18 protein-coding genes, 1 tRNA gene and 2 CRISPR repeat arrays are annotated in these 20229 nt (G+C 66.6%); of the genes, 10 read left to right on the top strand and 9 right to left on the bottom strand.

Going from position 1 to position 20229, the window contains the following annotated elements:
* Positions 1-8 precede the first annotated feature (8 nt).
* Positions 9-974 (bottom strand): N-acetyl-D-Glu racemase DgcA, encoded by a 966-nt coding sequence (gene dgcA, locus Ga0080574_RS13395; protein ID WP_076699977.1) that lies wholly within the window; start codon positions 972-974, stop codon positions 9-11.
* Positions 975-1065: 91 nt separating this feature from the next.
* Positions 1066-2067: an N-acetyltransferase DgcN gene (gene dgcN / locus Ga0080574_RS13390; protein ID WP_076699973.1), complete on the bottom strand. Its 1002-nt coding sequence runs from the start codon at positions 2065-2067 to the stop codon at positions 1066-1068.
* A 259-nt stretch (positions 2068-2326) separates the two neighbouring features.
* Here dgcN and Ga0080574_RS13385 point away from each other — a divergent pair, with 259 nt between their 5' ends.
* Entirely contained in the window at positions 2327-3286 is a 960-nt protein-coding gene (locus Ga0080574_RS13385; RefSeq protein WP_076699970.1) for an L-malyl-CoA/beta-methylmalyl-CoA lyase, read from the top strand.
* A 69-nt stretch (positions 3287-3355) separates the two neighbouring features.
* Here the strand turns inward: Ga0080574_RS13385 and Ga0080574_RS13380 are convergent, their stop codons facing one another.
* Positions 3356-3844, bottom strand: a complete 489-nt coding sequence (locus tag Ga0080574_RS13380; RefSeq protein WP_083716847.1) for a LysM peptidoglycan-binding domain-containing protein — start codon at positions 3842-3844, stop codon at positions 3356-3358.
* A gap of 159 nt (positions 3845-4003) precedes the next feature.
* Between Ga0080574_RS13380 and Ga0080574_RS13375 the strand changes: the two genes are divergently transcribed.
* The 3 genes from Ga0080574_RS13375 to ilvD all read left to right on the top strand — a co-directional run bounded on the left by Ga0080574_RS13375 (position 4004) and on the right by ilvD (position 7947).
* On the top strand, positions 4004-4420 hold the full coding sequence (locus Ga0080574_RS13375; RefSeq protein WP_076699967.1) for a DUF6636 domain-containing protein: 417 nt from the start codon (positions 4004-4006) through the stop codon (positions 4418-4420).
* Between the two features lie 115 nt (positions 4421-4535).
* The gene (rimK, locus tag Ga0080574_RS13370; RefSeq protein WP_076699964.1) at positions 4536-5927 is read left to right on the top strand and encodes a 30S ribosomal protein S6--L-glutamate ligase; all 1392 of its coding nucleotides are present in this window, start codon (positions 4536-4538) and stop codon (positions 5925-5927) included.
* Positions 5928-6117: 190 nt separating this feature from the next.
* Complete coding sequence (ilvD, locus tag Ga0080574_RS13365; RefSeq protein WP_076699961.1) at positions 6118-7947, top strand: dihydroxy-acid dehydratase; 1830 nt, start codon at positions 6118-6120, stop codon at positions 7945-7947.
* A 130-nt stretch (positions 7948-8077) separates the two neighbouring features.
* On the opposite strand, the gene Ga0080574_RS13360 is transcribed toward ilvD, so the two are convergent.
* Positions 8078-8530, bottom strand: coding sequence for an Lrp/AsnC family transcriptional regulator (locus tag Ga0080574_RS13360; protein WP_076699958.1), 453 nt, complete (start codon positions 8528-8530; stop codon positions 8078-8080).
* Between the two features lie 72 nt (positions 8531-8602).
* Here Ga0080574_RS13360 and Ga0080574_RS13355 point away from each other — a divergent pair, with 72 nt between their 5' ends.
* Together Ga0080574_RS13355 and Ga0080574_RS13350 are read left to right on the top strand one after the other, a co-directional pair.
* On the top strand, positions 8603-9211 hold the full coding sequence (locus Ga0080574_RS13355; RefSeq protein WP_076699955.1) for a LysE family translocator: 609 nt from the start codon (positions 8603-8605) through the stop codon (positions 9209-9211).
* A 114-nt stretch (positions 9212-9325) separates the two neighbouring features.
* The gene (locus Ga0080574_RS13350; RefSeq protein WP_076699952.1) at positions 9326-10288 is read left to right on the top strand and encodes an acetyl-CoA carboxylase carboxyltransferase subunit alpha; all 963 of its coding nucleotides are present in this window, start codon (positions 9326-9328) and stop codon (positions 10286-10288) included.
* Between the two features lie 7 nt (positions 10289-10295).
* Here the strand turns inward: Ga0080574_RS13350 and Ga0080574_RS13345 are convergent, their stop codons facing one another.
* Both Ga0080574_RS13345 and Ga0080574_RS13340 read right to left on the bottom strand, forming a co-directional pair.
* A complete protein-coding gene (locus Ga0080574_RS13345; protein ID WP_076699949.1) occupies positions 10296-10949 on the bottom strand; it encodes a GntR family transcriptional regulator in 654 nt (217 codons plus the stop codon).
* A 33-nt stretch (positions 10950-10982) separates the two neighbouring features.
* The gene (locus Ga0080574_RS13340; RefSeq protein WP_076699946.1) at positions 10983-11675 is read right to left on the bottom strand and encodes a M48 family metallopeptidase; all 693 of its coding nucleotides are present in this window, start codon (positions 11673-11675) and stop codon (positions 10983-10985) included.
* A gap of 107 nt (positions 11676-11782) precedes the next feature.
* Here Ga0080574_RS13340 and Ga0080574_RS13335 point away from each other — a divergent pair, with 107 nt between their 5' ends.
* The 4 genes from Ga0080574_RS13335 (at position 11783) to Ga0080574_RS13320 (ending at position 16083) form a co-directional block, all read left to right on the top strand.
* Positions 11783-12103 (top strand): TIGR02300 family protein, encoded by a 321-nt coding sequence (locus Ga0080574_RS13335; RefSeq protein ID WP_076699943.1) that lies wholly within the window; start codon positions 11783-11785, stop codon positions 12101-12103.
* Between the two features lie 97 nt (positions 12104-12200).
* Positions 12201-12276 (top strand) — tRNA-Ala (locus Ga0080574_RS13330).
* Between the two features lie 169 nt (positions 12277-12445).
* Positions 12446-12985: an AAA family ATPase gene (locus Ga0080574_RS13325; RefSeq protein ID WP_076699940.1), complete on the top strand. Its 540-nt coding sequence runs from the start codon at positions 12446-12448 to the stop codon at positions 12983-12985.
* Between the two features lie 302 nt (positions 12986-13287).
* Positions 13288-14719: direct repeats of the CRISPR family, unit length 29 nt; unit sequence CGGTTGATCCCCGCGCGAGCGGGGAACGG.
* Between the two features lie 167 nt (positions 14720-14886).
* Positions 14887-16083 (top strand): IS256 family transposase, encoded by a 1197-nt coding sequence (locus Ga0080574_RS13320; protein WP_076695235.1) that lies wholly within the window; start codon positions 14887-14889, stop codon positions 16081-16083.
* 75 nt (positions 16084-16158) lie between these two features.
* Positions 16159-17469: direct repeats of the CRISPR family, unit length 29 nt; unit sequence CGGTTGATCCCCGCGCGAGCGGGGAACGG.
* Between the two features lie 77 nt (positions 17470-17546).
* Here the strand turns inward: Ga0080574_RS13320 and Ga0080574_RS13315 are convergent.
* The 3 genes from Ga0080574_RS13315 to cas1e form a co-directional block, all read right to left on the bottom strand.
* Positions 17547-18743 (bottom strand): IS256 family transposase, encoded by a 1197-nt coding sequence (locus Ga0080574_RS13315; RefSeq protein ID WP_076695235.1) that lies wholly within the window; start codon positions 18741-18743, stop codon positions 17547-17549.
* 279 nt (positions 18744-19022) lie between these two features.
* Positions 19023-19307, bottom strand: a complete 285-nt coding sequence (gene cas2e, locus Ga0080574_RS13310; protein ID WP_076699937.1) for a type I-E CRISPR-associated endoribonuclease Cas2e — start codon at positions 19305-19307, stop codon at positions 19023-19025.
* Positions 19288-20229 carry a type I-E CRISPR-associated endonuclease Cas1e gene (gene cas1e / locus Ga0080574_RS13305; RefSeq protein ID WP_076699934.1) on the bottom strand — a complete coding sequence of 314 codons (942 nt, stop codon included), beginning with the start codon at positions 20227-20229 and terminating at the stop codon, positions 19288-19290. The genes cas2e and cas1e overlap by 20 nt, the downstream gene beginning before the upstream one ends.

The raw sequence follows: 20229 nt of genomic DNA, 5'->3' as shown, positions 1-20229 counted from the left end.
CGGGCGGCTCACCCCCAGAGCGCGGGTTCGGAGGGGTGCACGCCCGCCGCATCATAAAGCAGCGGCGCTGGCCGGTCCTCGGCCAGCAGCAGCGGCCCGTCGAGATCGGTGAAGGCGGCGCCCTGTGCCAGCAGCACCGCCGGCGCCATGGCCAGCGACGAGCCCACCATACAGCCGACGAAGATGCCGTAGCCCTCGGCCTTCGCCGCCTCGAGCAGCAGCAGCGCCTCGGTCAGCCCCCCGGTCTTGTCGAGCTTGATATTGACGATGTCGTACTTGCCCCTGAGCACCGGCAGGCTGGCGCGGTCGTGGCAGCTCTCGTCGGCACAGACTGGCACCGGGCGCTCCATGCCGATCAGCGCGTCGTCATCGCCGGCGGGCAGCGGCTGCTCCACCATCGCCACGCCGAGCCGCAGCAGATGCGGCGCGAGATCGGCATAGACCTCCGCCGTCCAGCCCTCGTTGGCATCAACGATAATGGTCGCATCCGGCGCGCCGGCGCGCACCGCCTCGAGCCGCGGCATGTCGTCGGGCGTGCCCAGCTTGACCTTCAGGAGCGGGCGGAAGGCGTTCTTCTCCGCCTGCGCGCGCATCTTTTCCGGCGTGTCCAGCGACAGCGTGTAAGCGGTGATCTCCGGCCCGGGCTGCGGCAGCCCCGCCAGCTCCCAGACCCGCTTCCCCGCCGCCTTGGCCTCCAGATCCCAGAGCGCGCAATCCACCGCGTTGCGGGCGGCCCCGGCGGGCAGCAGCTCCTGAAGCGCCGCGCGGCTCACATCCGCGGGCAGCCCCGCGATCTCCGCCTCGACACTCTCCAGCGTCTCGTCATAGCGCGCATAGGGCACGCATTCGCCCCAGCCGGTCACCCCGTCGCGGGTCACCTTCACCGTCAGCACCTTCGCCTCGGTCCGGCTGCCCCGCGAAATCGTAAAGACCTGCGCCAGCCGGAACGTGTCGCGCGTCACTTCGATGCTCAAAGCCCCTGCCCTTTCATCTTTCTGCAAATACTCACCAGCGGCGGCACAGCAAGCGCCGCCGCCCGTGATCGTCGCAACCCTGCCAGCGGGCTCAGTAAGCGGCAACCGCCTCGGCCAGACGCTCGGCGCCATGGCGGAACGGATCGACCGTCGGCAGGCCCAGCTTTGCCTCGACCTCGGCGCAATAGGCCGCCGCTTCGTCCTCGCCCATATGCTGGGTGTTGATCGAGACGCCGATCACCTTGCAGGCCGGGTTGGCCACCTGCGCCAGCGTCAGCGCCACGTCGCGCACCGCCTCGATCGTCGGCAGCTGATAACCCGGCAGGCCGCGCATATGGGTCCGGGTCGGCTCGTGGCAGATCACCAGCGCGTCGGGCTGGCCGCCATGCACCAGCGCCATGGTCACACCGGAATAACTCACATGGAAGAGCGAGCCCTGACCCTCGATGATGTCCCAGTGGTCGTCATCGTTGTCGGGCGTCAGGTATTCGATAGAGCCCGCCATGAAATCGGCAATCACGGCATCGAGCGGCACGCCGTCACCTGTGATCAGGATGCCGGTCTGGCCGGTGGCGCGGAAGCTCGACTTCATGCCCTTTTCGCGCATCGCCGCATCCAGCGCCAGCGCGGTATACATCTTGCCGACCGAGCAGTCGGTACCCACCGCCAGCAGGCGCTTGCCCTTGCGCTTCTCGCCATTGGCGATCGGATATTTCACCGACGGAATGCGCACATCGTGCAGCGTGCGGCCGGTCGCCTTGGCGACGGCGGCGAGATCCTCTTCGTCGCGCAGCAGATTATGCAGGCCGGAGGCGAGGTCAAAGCCCTCTTCCAGCGCCTCAACCAGCACCTTCTTCCAGGTCTGCGAGATCAATCCGCCGCGATTCGCCACGCCGATGACCAGCGTCTTGGCACCGGCGGCCTTGGCCTCGGCCAGCGTCATGTCGGGCAGTTTCATATCGGCCTTGCAGCCTTCGAGCCGCAGCTGGCCCACGCAGTTCTCGGGGCGCCAGTCCTTGATGCCCTGCGCCACCTTGGCGGCCAGCGGGTCCGGAGCGTCTCCGAGGAAGAGCAGATACGGGGTCTCGATCATTCTTGGGTCCCTGTCGTTTGGAGTCGCGGTATTCTGTCTCGCATGACACGCAAATACGTCGCGAAAACCACCGTTTCACCGGCGATATCGCCGAATTTCCGTGCGTTCGCGCCGTGTCGCCGAAGAATCGTGCAAACTCGGCGACGAATTTTGCCGCAGTGCCGCATCGCAGCCGGAGGTTTCTGCTTGCGCAGCATGCCGCAATTTAATAACCCGTCTGGCGAGCAATATGTAATTTCCTTACTCGACGAGGTGAGTCATGAGCTTTCGCATCCAGCCCGCCGCCCCGGCCCGTCCCAACCGGTGTCAGCTGTTCGGCCCGGGCTCGCGCCCCGCGATCTTCGAGAAGATGGCCGGCTCCGACGCGGATGTGATCAATCTCGATCTCGAGGACTCCGTGGCGCCGTCCGACAAGGATAGTGCGCGCGAGAACATCATCCAGGCCATCGGCGATATCGACTGGGGCAAGAAGACCCTGTCGGTGCGCATCAACGGGCTGGATACGCCTTACTGGTACAAGGACGTGGTGGATCTGCTGGAGAAATCGGGCGACCGGCTCGACCAGATCATGATCCCCAAGGTCGGCTGCGCCGCCGATCTCTACGCGGTGGACGCGCTGGTCACCGCCGTCGAGCGCGCCAGGGGCCGCACCAAGCCCATCAAGTTCGAAGTCATCATCGAGTCAGCAGCCGGCATTGCGCATGTAGAGGAGATTGCCGCCGGCTCCCCGCGCCTTGAGGCCATGAGCCTCGGCGCGGCCGATTTCGCCGCCTCCATGGGCATGGCCACCACCGGCATCGGCGGTACCCAGGAGAATTACTACATGCTGCACGAGGGCGCCAAGCACTGGTCCGATCCGTGGCACTGGGCGCAGGCCGCCATCGTCGCCGCCTGCCGGACCCATGGCGTGCTGCCGGTCGACGGGCCGTTCGGCGATTTCTCCGATGACGACGGCTACCGCGCGCAGGCGCTGCGTTCGGCGACGCTGGGCATGGTCGGGAAATGGGCGATCCACCCCAAGCAGGTGGCGCTCGCCAACGAGGTCTTCACCCCGTCCGAGGCGGCCGTGGCCGAGGCGCGCGAGATCCTCGCCGCGATGGAAGAGGCCAAGGCCAAGGGGGAGGGCGCCACGGTCTACAAGGGCCGGCTGGTCGACATCGCCTCGATCAAGCAGGCCGAGGTGATCGTGAAACAATCCGAGATGATCGCCGGGCATTGAGACCCATCCCGTCCGCCCGACGGTTTCAGGCGCGGCGCCCTCGGGCCCGCGCCTTTTTCATACTCGCGCTCAGAGGTCGTTGCGCGGAATGCGCAGCACCTGACCGGGAAAGATCAGGTTCGGATTGGCGAGGATGTTCTGGTTGGCCTGAAAGATCGGCTGGAAATCCCCGTTGCCATAATGCGCCTGCGCGATGGAGATCAGCGTATCGCCCGGCTGCACCGTATAGGGCTGCCAGCCGGCATAGCCCGGCAGGATCAGCGGCCCGTAAAGCACCGGAACCGTCACGCTCGGCCCGTTCTCGTTGCCGGTATCGTCGGCCAGCGTCAGGAACAGCCGGTTGAGCGTAAAGGCGGTGCCGGGCGGGATCTCGACCTGTGCCTGGAACTGCCGCAGCCCCAGCGCGCCCACCTGGGCAAAGGAGGTGACCTCGTCATGCCCCTCCGACACGGTGATCGACAGCGTGCCCTCGAAGGCGGCGGCATTGCCGGCGATGAGGATGGTCGGCCCGACGATATCGAAGGGCTGCGGTTGCTGGATGTCGAGCGTCACGGTCATGGGGCCACCTCCCTGGCAGGACGGGGCGTGACCGCCCCTTGCCCATCAGAGTAGCACAGGCGCCGCCGCGCCGGATGTCCGGAAAGCCGCACTTGACTCGCCGCGTTCCACTGCCCGACCCTGAGGCGGTGAAACGACGCGCCCATTCAGGAGCCCGGTATGTTGAGACCGATTGCCTTTCTGGTCCTTGCGGGCCTCGCGGCGCCCGTCGCGGCGGATGTGTCGCCCTTCCGGACGCCTTCGGACAATATCCGCTGCTGGATTGGCACCGGTGCGGGCGCGCCGGATCTGTCCTGCGAGATCGTCGAGATCAACGGCACACCGAATGTGGCGCGCCCGGCCTCGTGCAGCGGACCCTGGGGGCACAAATACGTGCTGCTCTCGCGGGGGCCGGCGCGGCTGGAATGTGGTGCGCCGATCAAGGGGGCCTCCCCCTCCGGCGTCGATGTCGCGCCCTATGGGGTTTCGTCGGACTGGGGCGGGATTTCCTGCCTCTCGGAGCGCACCGGACTGCGCTGTCAGAATGCGGACGGGCACGGGTTTCTGCTGTCCCGGCGTGTGCTGAAGGTTTGGTAACATCGCCACCGCCCCGCCCGCCGCAACCGCGTCACGCGCGCGTATTGCGCCTGTCATATCCACCCGCTAGAGCGGCGCTCCGGCCAGTCGTGCCGGCGCAGCGAAAGGAGTCGCTATGACCCAGTTTACCCTCGGATGGGAAGAATGGCTGGCCCTCCCCGATCTCGGCCTGCCAGCGATCCGCGCCAAGGTCGATACCGGCGCCAAGACTTCGGCCCTGCACGCCTTTGCCATCGAGCCCTTCGGCCCGGCGGAAAAGCCCATGGTGCGCTTTGCCATCCATCCCGATCCGCAGGATCCGGGGCTCGAGATCATCTGTTCCGCCCCGCTGAAGGACCGGCGCGAGGTCACTTCCTCCAACGGCGAGACCGAGCTGCGTTTCGTCATCGAGACGACGCTGAGCATGGGCGAGCGCAGCTGGCCCATCGAGGTCACGCTCACCGATCGCGGCGGCATGGCCTATCGCATGCTGCTCGGGCGCACCGCGCTCGACGAGGAGATGATCGTCGCACCCAGCCTGAAATACCAGCAGCCGCAGCTTTCCTTCGATGCCTACCGCGCGGCACCGCGCCTCAAGCAGCATCGCCGCGCCCTGCGGCTGGCGATCCTGAGCCGCGAGCCCGGTAATTACTCGACCCGCCGGCTGATCGAAGCGGCAGAGGCGGGCGGCCACACGATGGAGGTGATCGACACCTCGCGCTGCTACATGAACATCCGCGCGGTGGGCGGCGAAGTGCATTACGACGGTCGTCGCCTGCCGCATTACGACGCGGTGATCCCGCGCATCGGCGCCTCGGTCACCTCCTACGGCACGGCGGTGGTGCGGCAGTTCGAAAGCCTCGGCACCTATTGCCTGTCCGGCTCCGAGGGCATCACCGTCTCGCGCGACAAGCTGCACGCGCATCAGGTGCTGGCACGGCACCGGATTGGCATGCCCACCACCGCCTTTGCCCGCAGCCCCAAGGATTCCGGCAATGTGATCAGCCTGGTGGGCGGCGCGCCGCTGGTGCTGAAGTTGCTGGAGAGCACTCAGGGCAAGGGTGTGGTGCTGGCGGAGACCAAGAAGGCCGCCGAGTCGGTGATCTCGGCCTTTCAGGGGCTGAAGGCGGATTTCCTCGTGCAGAGCTTCGTCAAGGAGGCGGCGGGCGAGGATATCCGCTGCTTCGTGGTCGGCGGCAAGGTGGTCGCCGCCATGCGCCGCAAGGGCAAGCCCGACGATTTCCGCTCCAACCTGCATCAGGGCGGCACGGCGGAACCGGTGCGCATCTCGAAGGCCGAGCGCGAGGTCGCGGTACGGGCGGCGCGGGCGATGAAGCTCGATGTGGCCGGCGTCGACCTGCTGCGCGGCGAGGACGGGCCGAAGGTGCTGGAGGTGAACTCTTCGCCCGGACTGGAGGGCATCGAAAAGACCTCCGGCAAGGATATCGCCGCGATGGTGATCCAGCATATCGAGGCCAAGGTCGCGCCGAAGCCGCCACGAACCCGCCCGAGGCGCAGCACCGCCTGACACGGGGATGCCTCCGGCGGGCGGTATTTGCACAGAGAAGACGGAGGGGGAGCCGCCTCCTGCTCGTCTTCTCTTTGAAAATACGCCCTTGTCCCCTTGCGGCCTGGCGTGCCGCTGCGGTCCGCGCGCCCTTGCCGCAGCGGCATTGCGGCGTTAAACAACGCCGATACCGCAAACGAGGGGGAATCCCATGCCCGCCTACCGCTCCCGCACCACCACCCACGGCCGCAACATGGCCGGCGCCCGTGGCCTCTGGCGTGCCACCGGCATGACCGAAGGCGACTGGAACAAGCCGATCATCGCGATCGTGAACAGCTTTACCCAGTTCGTGCCGGGCCATGTGCATCTGAAGGATCTGGGTCAGATGGTGGCGCGCGAGGTCGAGAAGGCCGGCGGCGTGGCCAAGGAATTCAACACCATCGCGGTGGATGACGGCATCGCCATGGGCCATGACGGCATGCTCTATTCGCTGCCCTCGCGCGAGATCATCGCCGACTCGGTCGAATATATGGTCAACGCCCATTGCGCCGACGCCATGGTCTGCATCTCGAATTGCGACAAGATCACCCCCGGCATGCTGATGGCCGCGATGCGGCTCAACATCCCCGTGGTCTTTGTCTCGGGCGGCCCGATGGAGGCCGGCAAGGTCGAATGGGACGACGAGACCAAGGCGCTCGATCTGGTCGATGCCATGGTCGCCGCCGCCGACGACAAATACACCGACGCCCAGGTGCAGGCCATCGAAGAGGCCGCCTGCCCGACCTGCGGGTCGTGCTCGGGCATGTTCACCGCCAACTCGATGAACTGCCTGACCGAGGCGCTGGGGCTGTCGCTGCCCGGCAATGGCTCGACGCTGGCCACCCATGCCGACCGTCAGCGCCTCTTTGTCGAGGCGGGGCATCTGATCGTCGATCTGGCCAAGCGCTACTACGAGCAGGACGACGCGACCGTGCTGCCGCGCAACATCGCCACGGTGCCCGCGTTCAAGAACGCCATGACGCTCGACATCGCCATGGGCGGCTCGACCAACACGGTTCTGCACCTGCTGGCCGCCGCCAATGAGGGCGAGGTCGATTTCGACATGGAAGCCATCGACAAGCTGTCGCGCCAGGTGCCGGTGCTCTGCAAGGTCGCGCCCGCCAAGGACGACGTGCATATGGAAGACGTGCACCGCGCCGGCGGCATCATGGCGATCCTCGGCCAGCTCGACCGCGCGGGGCTCATCGACAACACCGTTCATACCGTGCATGCAGAGACCATGTCGCATGCGCTCGACCGCTGGGACGTGTCGCGCACCAATTCCGAATCGGTGCATGATTTCTACCGCGCCGCTCCGGGCGGCGTGCGCTCCACCACCGCGTTTTCCCAGGACCGCCGCTATGAGAGCCTCGATCTCGACCGGCAGAAAGGGGTGATCCGCGAGGCGGAGCATGCGTTTTCCAAGGATGGCGGCCTGGCGGTGCTCTACGGCAATATCGCCGAGGACGGCTGCATCGTGAAGACCGCCGGTGTCGACGAGTCGATCCTGGTCTTCTCCGGCCCGGCGCGGATCTTTGAATCGCAGGACAGCGCGGTGAGCGCCATCCTGACCGGCAAGATCCACCCCGGCGATGTGGTGCTGATCCGCTACGAGGGGCCGCGCGGCGGGCCCGGCATGCAGGAGATGCTGTATCCGACGAGCTATCTGAAGTCGAAAGGGCTCGGCAAGGATTGCGCGCTGGTTACCGACGGGCGCTTCTCCGGCGGCTCTTCGGGGCTCTCCATCGGGCACGTCTCGCCCGAGGCGGCCGAGGGCGGCGCCATCGGTCTGGTGGAGGAAGGCGATCTGATCGAGATCGACATCCCCGCCCGCAAGATCAGCCTCGCCGTGGACGACGCGGTGCTGGCCGAGCGCCGCACCGCCCGCGACGCCAAGGGCTGGCAGCCGGACGAGAAGCGCAAGCGCAAGGTGTCGAAGGCGCTCAAGGCCTATGCGGCGCTGACCACCTCCGCCGCCAAGGGCGCCGTGCGGCAGATCTGAGCCGCCGCCTCCGACACGATCAAGACCCGCCCCGGCCCCCGCGCCGGGGCCTCTTTTTTGGGGCTACGCGAATTTGGGGCGATGCGGAAACCCATGAGGCCCCGGATCAGGTCCGGGGCGGGGTGCGCGGTCAGGCGCGTTCGTCCTTGGGCGAGCCCATCACCACATAGGAGGTGATGGCGTTGAGCTGCGGCAGCGTGCCCAGCACCTCGTTGTGGAAATGCTTGTAGGCGGCAATATCGGCCACCTCGACCCGCAGCAGATATTCCACATTGCCGGTGATATTGTGGCACTCCCGCACCTCCGGTGCCCGCGCGATGGCCCGCTCAAAGGCCTCCTGCGCGCCCTTGGTGTGCAGGTTCAGCCCCACAAGCACATAGGCGATGAAGCCCACCCCGGTCTTTTCCGGGCTCAGCACCGCGCGATAGCCGGCGATCACCCCGGATTTCTCCAGCGCCGCCACCCGGCGCAGGCAGGCCGAGGGCGAGAGCCCCACCCGCTCGGCCAGCGCGAGGTTGCTGATCCGCCCGTCACCGGCCAGAACGCGCAATATCCTGCGGTCTATGTCGTCCAGATCACTCATTAATTGCGAACTTACCGACAACGGACGCCAGTTCGCAATCATTCTCCGCGAATTTCGGGCAATCCTTGCGTCATGACACCCGATCTGCTCCTCGCCCTTTCCGCCTTTGCGCTCGTCACCGTCATCACACCGGGGCCGAACAACCTGATGCTACTCGCCTCGGGCGCCAATTTCGGCTTTCGCCGGACGATCCCGCATATGCTGGGGATCGGACTGGGCTTTCCCGCCATGGTGCTGCTGATGGGGCTGGGTGTCGGTCAGATCTTCGAGATCTGGCCGCAGGCGCATACGGTGCTGCTGGTCATCTCGGTGATCTACATGCTCTGGCTCGCCTGGAAGATCGCCCATGCCGCCCCGCCGCCCGAAGCGGGAAGCGAGCCTGCGGGACGGCCACTGAATTTCCTTCAGGCGGCGGCGTTCCAGTGGGTGAACCCCAAGGCCTGGTCGATGGCGCTGGGGGCGATCACGCTCTACGCCGCCGGGCGCGAGCCGGGCGCGGTGCTCTGGGTGGCGGGCACCTATGTGGCGGTCTCGGGGATCTCGACAACCTCATGGACGGTGCTCGGCCGCGAGATGCGGCGGCTGCTGAACCGTCCGGCGCGGCTGCGGGCCTTCAACTGGACGATGGCGGCGCTGCTCGTCGCCTCGCTGCTGCCGGTGTTGCTGCAGGGGCAGCCATAGGGCTCACCGTCTCACGCCGGCGGAGGCGGCCGACGCAACGGGACGGATCTTGCTTTGTTGCATCCCCCCGTTCCAGACGCCATATAGGCCCCGCGTAACAGGGGTATCCGGAGCATGACGCACTATCTCGACTTCGAAAAACCGCTTGCCGAAATCGAAGGCAAGGCCGAAGAGCTGCGCAATATGGCGCGGGCGAACGAAGAGATGCATGTGGAGGACGAGGCCGCTGCGCTCGACCGCAAGGCGCAGGATCTGCTCAAGGATCTTTATAAGAAGCTGACGCCCTGGCGCAAATGCCAGGTGGCGCGGCACCCCGACCGCCCGCATTGCAAAGACTATATCGAGGCGCTCTTTACCGAATACACCCCGCTGGCCGGCGACCGCGGCTTTGCCGACGATCACGCGGTGATGGGCGGGCTCGCGCGGTTCAACGACCGTCCGGTGATGGTGATCGGCCATGAAAAGGGCAACGACACCCAAAGCCGCATCGAGCGCAATTTCGGCATGGCGCGCCCCGAGGGCTATCGCAAGGCGATCCGCCTGATGGACATGGCCGACCGTTTCGGCCTGCCGGTGATCACCCTGGTCGACACGCCCGGCGCCTATCCCGGCAAGGGCGCCGAAGAGCGCGGCCAGTCCGAGGCCATCGCGCGCTCGACCGAGAAATGCCTCCAGATCGGTGTGCCGCTGGTCTCGGTCATCATCGGCGAGGGCGGCTCCGGCGGCGCCGTGGCCTTTGCCACCGCCAACCGCGTGGCGATGCTCGAACATTCGGTCTATTCGGTGATCTCGCCCGAGGGCTGCGCCTCGATCCTCTGGAAAGACGCGGAGAAGATGCGCGAGGCCGCCGAGGCGCTGCGCCTGACCGCGCAGGATCTGCTCAAGCTCGGCATCGCCGACCGCGTCATCGCCGAACCGCTGGGTGGCGCGCATCGCGACCCCGAGGCCTCCATCGCGGCGGTCGGCCAGACCATCGCTGCAATGCTGGCCGAGATGGACGACATGAAGCCCAAGGCGCTGGTCAAGGCGCGGCGCGACAAGTTCCTCAACATGGGCGCACGCGGCCTCGCCGCCTGACGGGCGCTCAGCTCGTCAGCATCTTCAGCCCCTGCGTCACGTCCGAGCGCACCGCGAGCCGCAGCCCGGGCTCGTCGCCGGCCTTCAGCGCGGCAATCATCAGCCGGTGATATTGCGGCGCCTCAGAGCGCCGCAGCCGCCCGTAAAGCGCCCGCATCGTCGGCCCGAGCTGGAGCCAGACCGTCTCGGCCATGGCCAGCATCGCCGGCGCCTGGGCGCGCAGATAGAGCGTGCGGTGAAATTCCAGATTGGAGCGGATATAGCCCACCGCATCGCGGTTGCGCACGACATCGGCGATCACCCCGTTTATGGTCTGCAAACGGTCGATCAGCGCCATATGCGCCCGTGGCAGCGCCCGCGAGGCCAGCTCCACCTCGATCAGCGCGCGCAGCGCCGCCAGCTCCTCGATACGTTCGTTCGACAGCTCCGGCGTCGAGACCCGGCCCGAGGAGGACATGCTCAGCGCGCCCTCGGCGACCAGCCGGCGCACCGCCTCGCGCGCGGGCGTCATCGAGACGGCGAATTCCTTGCCGATGCCGCGCAGGGTCAGCGATTCGCCCGGGGCGATCTGGCCGAGCATGATGCGCGTGCGCAGCCCGCGATAGACCCGGTCATGGGCGGAGGTGACGATTTCGGTGGCGCGGGGGGGCGTGACATTCATGATGCACCAATGTGATCACAAACGCGCCGAAGGTCAATCTCCGAAACGGTAGCGATGCAGCCCGCCGCCCTCGTCGCGCAGCCAGCGCCGGGCGCCGCGCCAGTCGCCATAGAGACGCTCCACCGTGTCCCAGAAGGCGCGGGAATGGTTCATCTCGGCCAGATGCGCCACCTCGTGGGCGGCGACATAGTCGAGCACCTCGGGCGGCGCGAGGATCAGCCGCCAGGAATACATCAGCGCCCCGTCGGCAGTGCAGGAGCCCCAGCGCGAGCGCGTGTCGCGCAGGGTGAGCCGGGTATAGGGCCGCCCCAGCGCGGCGGCATGACGGTCCGACGCCTCTGCTAGCCGCTCGCGGGCCAGCGTACGCAGCCAGCCCTGGAGCCGCGCTGCCATGCGCTCCTCCGGGCCGGGCACCGCGACCGCATCCGGCGCCAGCGCCACGCTGCGCCCCGTCCCTGCGCGCAGCACGCGCGGCACGCCCTCGACGGGCAGCACCGCGCCGACGGCGATTCGCACATCCTCGCCGCGCGCCTCCATATGGCCGCGCAGCCAGGCCTCCTTGTCGCGCAGGAACCCCAGCGCCTCGCGCTCGGGCACCCGGCGCGGCAGCGTGAGCGTCACCCGCCCGTCGATCTGGCTCAGCCGCAGCGACAGCCGCCGCGCCTGTGCGGAACGGCGCAGCGTGACCGCGATCGGCGGGTTGCCAGGAAGTGTGATCTGCCCCATATGCTCTGCCTCAACAGCAACATGGCCAAAGCCTTTGACACCGCTTCCCTGATATGGCAGAGGGCGCGGATTGTCGACATGACCGGACAAGCGGAAGGGGACCACCCATGCCCAAAGAAGAATGGGGTACAAAACGCGTCTGCCCGACGACGGGCAAGCGGTTTTACGACCTGAACAAGGACCCGATCGTCAGCCCGTATACGGGTGAGGTCCTGCAACTGGACACCGGCAAGCGCGCGATGCTCGTCGCCGATGCCGCCGACGGTGCCAAGCGCAGCGCCGCCAAGGAAGACTCGGACGAGTCCGATCTGCTCGAAGACGATGTCGAGGTCGATCTCGACGATGACGACGTGCTCGAGGACGAGGACGACGACAACGTTTCGCTCGACGACATCGCCGATGTCGCAAGCGAGGACGACGACGGCTGAGGCTGACGGATTTCTGCCGTGGGCGGTGATTTTTTCACTTGAACCCGCCCGCGGCATTGCGTAGATCGACGCGCACGACGCCGGAGACGGCATCATCGGGGCCTTAGCTCAGCTGGGAGAGCGCTTGCATGGCATGCAAGAGGTCAGGGGTTCGATCCCCCTAGGCTCCACCAAAATCCCCTTGAAAAGCACCAGATAGATCTGCCTTTCTCGTCAGAGGATTTGCCTCTGCCACGCAGACCGGTGCTGTTTTCCCTACGAAAATCCATGCTGCTTTGATGCGCGCCTTTGGGCGTGTTGATCCCGTCGCAGCCCTTCCCCCTTCACAACCGAGGATGGCCCATGAGCGACCATTTCTTCGTCGTGACGGGCGGCCCCGGTGCGGGCAAGACCAGCCTGATCACCGAGCTTGCCCGACGCGGCGTCCACACAATCCCCGAATCCGGCCGCGCGGTCATTCGCGAGGAGATGCAGAGCGGCGGAGACGCCCTCCCCTGGGCGGACCGCATGGCCTATGCCGAGCGGATGCTGGAACATGACCTGCGCGCCCACAGCACGGCACAGGCGCTCTCAAGCCCCGTGATCTTCGACCGCGGCATTCCCGACATCCTTGGCTACCTGACGCTCTGCGGCCTCCCAGTGCCGCCGCACGTCACCGCAGCGGCCAGGACGATCCGCTACAACGCCCGCGTCTTTCTGGCGCCCTACTGGGACGAGATCTTCACACAAGACACCGAGCGGAGGCAGACCCAAGCTGAAGCCGAAGCGACCTGTGAAGCCATGTATGAGGCCTACTCCGCACTCGAATACGAGATAACTGAGCTGCCGCGTACCGACATCGAATCACGCGCCGACTTTGTCCTTAAGCAACTGACTATTTGACCGTCACCTCCAGATGCCGCGTCGAGACTGCTGAAGCGGGCAAGCCACGCGATCCCTCCCTACCACCTGAATCTCTCGGCCCACTCCAGCCGTTCACCAAAGACGCCTTTGCTGCGGTGCAGCCTCACCAGACCGGCCGTTCGGCCATCGCCAGCACTTTTATTGGGTGAACGTCGACCGTGCGGTACCAAGCGGTCGTTAGCTGCGAATGCGCGATCTCACTGCGGCTGCGAAGGCCCATGGGACGCCAGTGGGAGCCGTGCTGTTGCAGCAGCCAATTTGTTAGCCTTCGCCTCGCCTCAAAGCGGATCCCCGCGCGAGCGGGGAACGGTCATTCGTCGGATCCCAGTCGGGGAACTTTTCCGGTTGATCCCCGCGCGAGCGGGGAACGGGATGATCTCGACCCGTATGAGAAGTTGGTGCTCGGTTGATCCCCGCGCGAGCGGGGAACGGATTGTCTCGCACCGATATGATCCGCCCCGAGCCGGTTGATCCCCGCGCGAGCGGGGAACGATCGAGGCCGTTTAGGGTGGGCAAATCATCCAGCGGTTGATCCCCGCGCGAGCGGGGAACGGGCCTCCAGAGAGATCGGGTGCCCCTGACGTTCCGGTTGATCCCCGCGCGAGCGGGGAACGGATCATCGACTGGTCACCGCCCTGCCCGTCCATCGGTTGATCCCCGCGCGAGCGGGGAACGGCGGCTGCGGCACACGGTTGATGGCAACGACAGCGGTTGATCCCCGCGCGAGCGGGGAACGGCTTGACGTCCCAGTCGGGACGATGTCCGGTCTCGGTTGATCCCCGCGCGAGCGGGGAACGGTTCGGAACGGCCAGCGGCGGCAAGGTGCGGCGCGGTTGATCCCCGCGCGAGCGGGGAACGGTGGTCTCCGGCGAAATTCATGATGCCGGTTTCCGGTTGATCCCCGCGCGAGCGGGGAACGGCGACCACATCCGGGAAACCATGGGTAATGTCCCGGTTGATCCCCGCGCGAGCGGGGAACGGGGCGATCTCGTATTGCCGTTCCATCATCATTCCGGTTGATCCCCGCGCGAGCGGGGAACGGCCGTTGATCTGGTCGTTCAACTGCCCGGCCAGCGGTTGATCCCCGCGCGAGCGGGGAACGGACGATCTCCACCAGCTCGCCGGCGGCTCGGGCCGGTTGATCCCCGCGCGAGCGGGGAACGGTTTTCCTGTCCCTCGCCCATGACGCCAGCCGACGGTTGATCCCCGCGCGAGCGGGGAACGGGCCAGATGCGGCGGCCAGGTCGCGGTTCAGCGCGGTTGATCCCCGCGCGAGCGGGGAACGGACCCGAGCGGCCTGCTCCTGCCCACTGGTGATCGGTTGATCCCCGCGCGAGCGGGGAACGGTCGCCACTCGGGTCGTCGCTGTTCACGAGTCGCGGTTGATCCCCGCGCGAGCGGGGAACGGGCAGTGGCGCTGACTGCTATGGCTTGCTGCGCCGGTTGATCCCCGCGCGAGCGGGGAACGGGCCAGCGGCTGAAGAAGATCCATCAGCTCGCCCGGTTGATCCCCGCGCGAGCGGGGAACGGGGTCCGCTCGTGCCGTCACCGACATCTGCGCCCGGTTGATCCCCGCGCGAGCGGGGAACGGTTGGGCGCGAAAATTCTTGGCGTCGATCATCGCGGTTGATCCCCGCGCGAGCGGGGAACGGCCCCTCAACGTATTCCGGGGCAATGGTCACATCGGTTGATCCCCGCGCGAGCGGGGAACGGTCGAGGTCACCCCCGGCGGCGGGGTAGTGTCCCAACGCTTGGTGTAGGAGGCCGCGCGCGGAGCCCCCAGCGTAGCGCAGCGCGCGGCCGGGTGTGACGCTGGCGGCCACCGCCGATCTTCGAGAAGGTTCGGGTTGCGAGACCTTGAACCAAGAACGGAGATGACGATGACCGATGACAGAATGACGCTGATTGAGCTGGTTGCGAAGCAGGCCGATGGCGATCTCGTGCGCGAGATGCTGGCCTTCGCGGCCGAGCGGATCATGGAAGTGGAGGTCGAGGCGCGAACCGGTGCCGCGAAGGGCGCTCGCTCTCCCCTGCGGGAGGTTCAGCGAAACGGTTACCGGGACCGCGACTGGGACACTCGTGCCGGTCGGATCGCGCTGGAAATCCCGCGGCTGAGAAAGGGGAGCTACCTGCCCAGCTTCCTGGAGCCGCGACGGACTGCTGAGAAGGCGCTGGTGGCGGTGATCCAGGAGGCTTACGTCCACGGGGTCTCGACGCGCTCCGTAGACGATCTGGTGAAGGCGATGGGCGCTGGCGGCATGTCGAAGAGCCAAGTCAGTCGCCTTTGTGTCGAAATCGACGAGCGGGTGAATGCATTCCTCTCCCGGCCGCTCGAAGGCGCCTGGCCCTATCTCTGGCTCGACGCGACCTACGTGAAAGTGCGCGAGAGCGGGCGGATCATCAGCCGCGCCGTGATAATAGCGGTAGCTGTGAACGAGGACGGCAAGCGCGAAGTTCTCGGCGTCGCCACCGGTCCATCCGAAGCAGAAACGTTCTGGACCGACTTCCTGCGCTCTCTCGCCGACCGTGGCCTGCGCGGCGTGAAGCTGGTGGTCTCCGATGACCACAAGGGGCTGCGGGCTGCCGCGCGGCGGGTGTTCGACGCGACGCACCAGCGCTGTCGCGTTCACTGGATGAGAAACGCGCTTGCCCATGCTCCGACCAAGCAGCGCACGGCCGTGGCGGCAATGCTGAAGACGATCTTCGCCCAGGAAAACAAGGCGGATGCCGAAGCCCAGTGGGAGGTCGTGGCTGACGCGCTGCGCGAGAAGCAGGCGCGGCTCGGCGCCCTCATGGACGCCTCGCGCGACGACGTCCTCGCCTACATGGATTTTCCACGTGAGCATTGGGCCCAGATCGCGTCGACGAACCCACTGGAGCGGGTGAACCGGGAGATCAAGCGCAGGTCTGACGTCATCGGCATCTTCCCGAACGACGAGGCCATCGTCCGTCTCGTCGGCGCGCTGATGCTCGAGACCAATGACGAATGGACGGTTGCGCGGAGATACATGTCGCTTGAAAGCCTGGCGCGTGTCACCGACACTACAACCGTCAGGCTGTCCGCCGTGGCGACCTGATCAGCCTTGAACCTCTCCGAAGGTCGGCGCTCTTACACCATCTCTCGGGGCACTACCGGCGGCGGCGTGCGAATCCGGTTGATCCCCGCGCGAGCGGGGAACGGGCCGAATGTGAATGGCAAATGCTGGCTGGGCAAGGTTGATCCCCGCGCGAGCGGGGAACGGATTCGCGTCTGCGGCCATCGTGGTCTCAGGCCCGGTTGATCCCCGCGCGAGCGGGGAACGGAATTGCTCGAGGTCATCGAGCGCAACCCGGACCGGTTGATCCCCGCGCGAGCGGGGAACGGTTTTGAAGAGGTTTCACGATGTCCCGTGAACGCGGTTGATCCCCGCGCGAGCGGGGAACGGGCGCACGAGGCCGCGGCCGGCCTGCTTCGTGCCGGTTGATCCCCGCGCGAGCGGGGAACGGATCGAAAGCGCACGGCTCAAAACTCTAGGCGCCGGTTGATCCCCGCGCGAGCGGGGAACGGATCGAGCAACTGCATTCGGTTCGGCGCAAAATGCGGTTGATCCCCGCGCGAGCGGGGAACGGTCCTCAAGGTGTTTCGTATCGCGGTGGAAGACCGGTTGATCCCCGCGCGAGCGGGGAACGGGCGTAACGCGAAATGGCGATAAGGCATTGGCTCGGTTGATCCCCGCGCGAGCGGGGAACGGAAATCGCAGATCGCTTCGACCGGTACGTGCAGCGGTTGATCCCCGCGCGAGCGGGGAACGGCCAGTGACAGGGATCGAACCTGCGACATCCGACGGTTGATCCCCGCGCGAGCGGGGAACGGTGAACCTTATATTCGACGCAAGCAACGTGGTGCGGTTGATCCCCGCGCGAGCGGGGAACGGTGAGCTTCGACAAGGCGAAAGTCATCTGCCGCCGGTTGATCCCCGCGCGAGCGGGGAACGGGGCTCCCCGCTGGTTTGCATGGGGAACGTGATCGGTTGATCCCCGCGCGAGCGGGGAACGGCCATTCGTCGGACGAGCCCCTGGACTGTTCGACGGTTGATCCCCGCGCGAGCGGGGAACGGAGGGGCAGGAGCGCGTCGTCGCGGCCGTGAGCCGGTTGATCCCCGCGCGAGCGGGGAACGGGATCCGCCGAACTACCAGCCCAAACGTAACCGCGGTTGATCCCCGCGCGAGCGGGGAACGGTCGCTGGTCGATCACGGGGCAAACCAGCGCCCCGGTTGATCCCCGCGCGAGCGGGGAACGGGCGAGCTTCCCGCGCTTCACCGGGGTGGATGTCGGTTGATCCCCGCGCGAGCGGGGAACGGGGCGTTTCTGGTGGCACCTTCGCGTGGTCGCGCGGTTGATCCCCGCGCGAGCGGGGAACGGCTCAAAGCGATCCTGATCGAGCGTTGGCCGAGCGGTTGATCCCCGCGCGAGCGGGGAACGGTATGACGAAGATATGGGCTAGGTAGTGCCCCGAGAGATGGTGTAAGAGCGCCGACCTTCGGAGAGGTTCAAGGCTGATCAGGTCGCCACGGCGGACAGCCTGACGGTTGTAGTGTCGGTGACACGCGCCAGGCTTTCAAGCGACATGTATCTCCGCGCAACCGTCCATTCGTCATTGGTCTCGAGCATCAGCGCGCCGACGAGACGGACGATGGCCTCGTCGTTCGGGAAGATGCCGATGACGTCAGACCTGCGCTTGATCTCCCGGTTCACCCGCTCCAGTGGGTTCGTCGACGCGATCTGGGCCCAATGCTCACGTGGAAAATCCATGTAGGCGAGGACGTCGTCGCGCGAGGCGTCCATGAGGGCGCCGAGCCGCGCCTGCTTCTCGCGCAGCGCGTCAGCCACGACCTCCCACTGGGCTTCGGCATCCGCCTTGTTTTCCTGGGCGAAGATCGTCTTCAGCATTGCCGCCACGGCCGTGCGCTGCTTGGTCGGAGCATGGGCAAGCGCGTTTCTCATCCAGTGAACGCGACAGCGCTGGTGCGTCGCGTCGAACACCCGCCGCGCGGCAGCCCGCAGCCCCTTGTGGTCATCGGAGACCACCAGCTTCACGCCGCGCAGGCCACGGTCGGCGAGAGAGCGCAGGAAGTCGGTCCAGAACGTTTCTGCTTCGGATGGACCGGTGGCGACGCCGAGAACTTCGCGCTTGCCGTCCTCGTTCACAGCTACCGCTATTATCACGGCGCGGCTGATGATCCGCCCGCTCTCGCGCACTTTCACGTAGGTCGCGTCGAGCCAGAGATAGGGCCAGGCGCCTTCGAGCGGCCGGGAGAGGAATGCATTCACCCGCTCGTCGATTTCGACACAAAGGCGACTGACTTGGCTCTTCGACATGCCGCCAGCGCCCATCGCCTTCACCAGATCGTCTACGGAGCGCGTCGAGACCCCGTGGACGTAAGCCTCCTGGATCACCGCCACCAGCGCCTTCTCAGCAGTCCGTCGCGGCTCCAGGAAGCTGGGCAGGTAGCTCCCCTTTCTCAGCCGCGGGATTTCCAGCGCGATCCGACCGGCACGAGTGTCCCAGTCGCGGTCCCGGTAACCGTTTCGCTGAACCTCCCGCAGGGGAGAGCGAGCGCCCTTCGCGGCACCGGTTCGCGCCTCGACCTCCACTTCCATGATCCGCTCGGCCGCGAAGGCCAGCATCTCGCGCACGAGATCGCCATCGGCCTGCTTCGCAACCAGCTCAATCAGCGTCATTCTGTCATCGGTCATCGTCATCTCCGTTCTTGGTTCAAGGTCTCGCAACCCGAACCTTCTCGAAGATCGGCGGTGGCCGCCAGCGTCACACCCGGCCGCGCGCTGCGCTACGCTGGGGGCTCCGCGCGCGGCCTCCTACACCAAGCGTTGGGACACTACCTATGGGCTACCCGCGCCGCACCGGTTGATCCCCGCGCGAGCGGGGAACGGTCTTCGTAGAAAGACCTGAAAAAACACAATTATTCAATTGTCAAAGAACGTACCGGTTTTTCGCCTCGGGTTTGGGGCGTCCTGCTACCGCGCCTGCGGCAGAAATTTCACCAGCTTGAGACCGTCGAAATCCTCCGGCATCCGGCGGTTCTGTCCTGCGGTGCTGAAATCGAAACCCTGATCGTTCGGCGCACGCCAGACCATCACGGCATCGCCATCCTCCAGCCCGCCCAGCACCTGATCCCAGATCATCTCGCGCGTGCGGGCCGAGTAGTCGCCCACATAGACCCCGGCCCGGATCTCCAGAAGCCAGGCCGCCAGACGACCGCGCAGGCGAGGCGGGGCGCGGCTAACCACGATGACCATCATCCCCGCCTCCTTTCTCGTCCTCGAAAGCAGGCCCGACCGCATCCGGCGGCGGCTCGGGCCTTGGCAGTTCGCCCGCGGACAGGACATCCTCGATCTGCGGAATGATCTTCGACAACAGACCGGAACGGCGAAACGCATCCCGGCAGGCCAGCCGCACGGCCCGGTCGGGCGCCATGTCGAGCTTGCCCTGTGCCGCCTGGCCGGCAATGCGAAAGGCCTCGGGCACGACGGTCTGCAGCTTCCACAGGTCGGCGATATCGTAAACGAAACTGAGCGGTTTGCCCGTATGCAGGAACCCGATGGCAGGCGCGTAGCCCGCGGCAAGCACGGCGGCCTCGGTCAGACCGTGCAGACAGGCCGTGGCGGCAGACAGGCAGCGGTTCGGAACGTCGCCTGCCTCCCAGTCTTTCGGGTCGTATTTCCGCCGGTTCCAGCCCACATTGTATTTGCGGGCGAGAAGCGCATAGCTCTCACGCACGCGCACGCCCTCGATCCCGCGCAACTGGTCGATGGAGCGGCGTTCCGGCGCCGCCTCGCCAAAGCGGATCTGGAACATGCGCCGCACGATGCGCAGCCGTGCGGCGTCTTCCAGTGCCAGTTTCGCCTGCCAAAGAAGTTTGTCGGATCGGGCGCCCCCCGGCTGACCGGCCGAGTAGAGCCGCACCCCTCCCTCGCCCACCCAGGTGATCAGCGTCCCGGTGCGCGCGGCCAGCGCCACGGCGGCGTGGCTGATCCTCGCGCCGGGTTCCAGCATCAGCCCGGCCAGACCGCCGACCGGAATCTGCGTGACCGTGCCATCGGCATTGACCGTGCAAAAGGCACCGTCGCGCACATCGAGTTGGGCGCGTTCGACAAAGACAAGCTGCGCCCTGTCCTTGAGCGGGATCGGATGCGGCGGAGGCAGACCGGGCATCGCCGCCAT

This window comes from Salipiger abyssi (assembly GCF_001975705.1).
GTDB classification, from domain to species: Bacteria; Pseudomonadota; Alphaproteobacteria; order Rhodobacterales; family Rhodobacteraceae; genus Salipiger; species Salipiger abyssi.
Note: the sequence above shows the minus strand (reverse complement) of the source record. Positions and strands in the feature narration are given on the sequence as shown.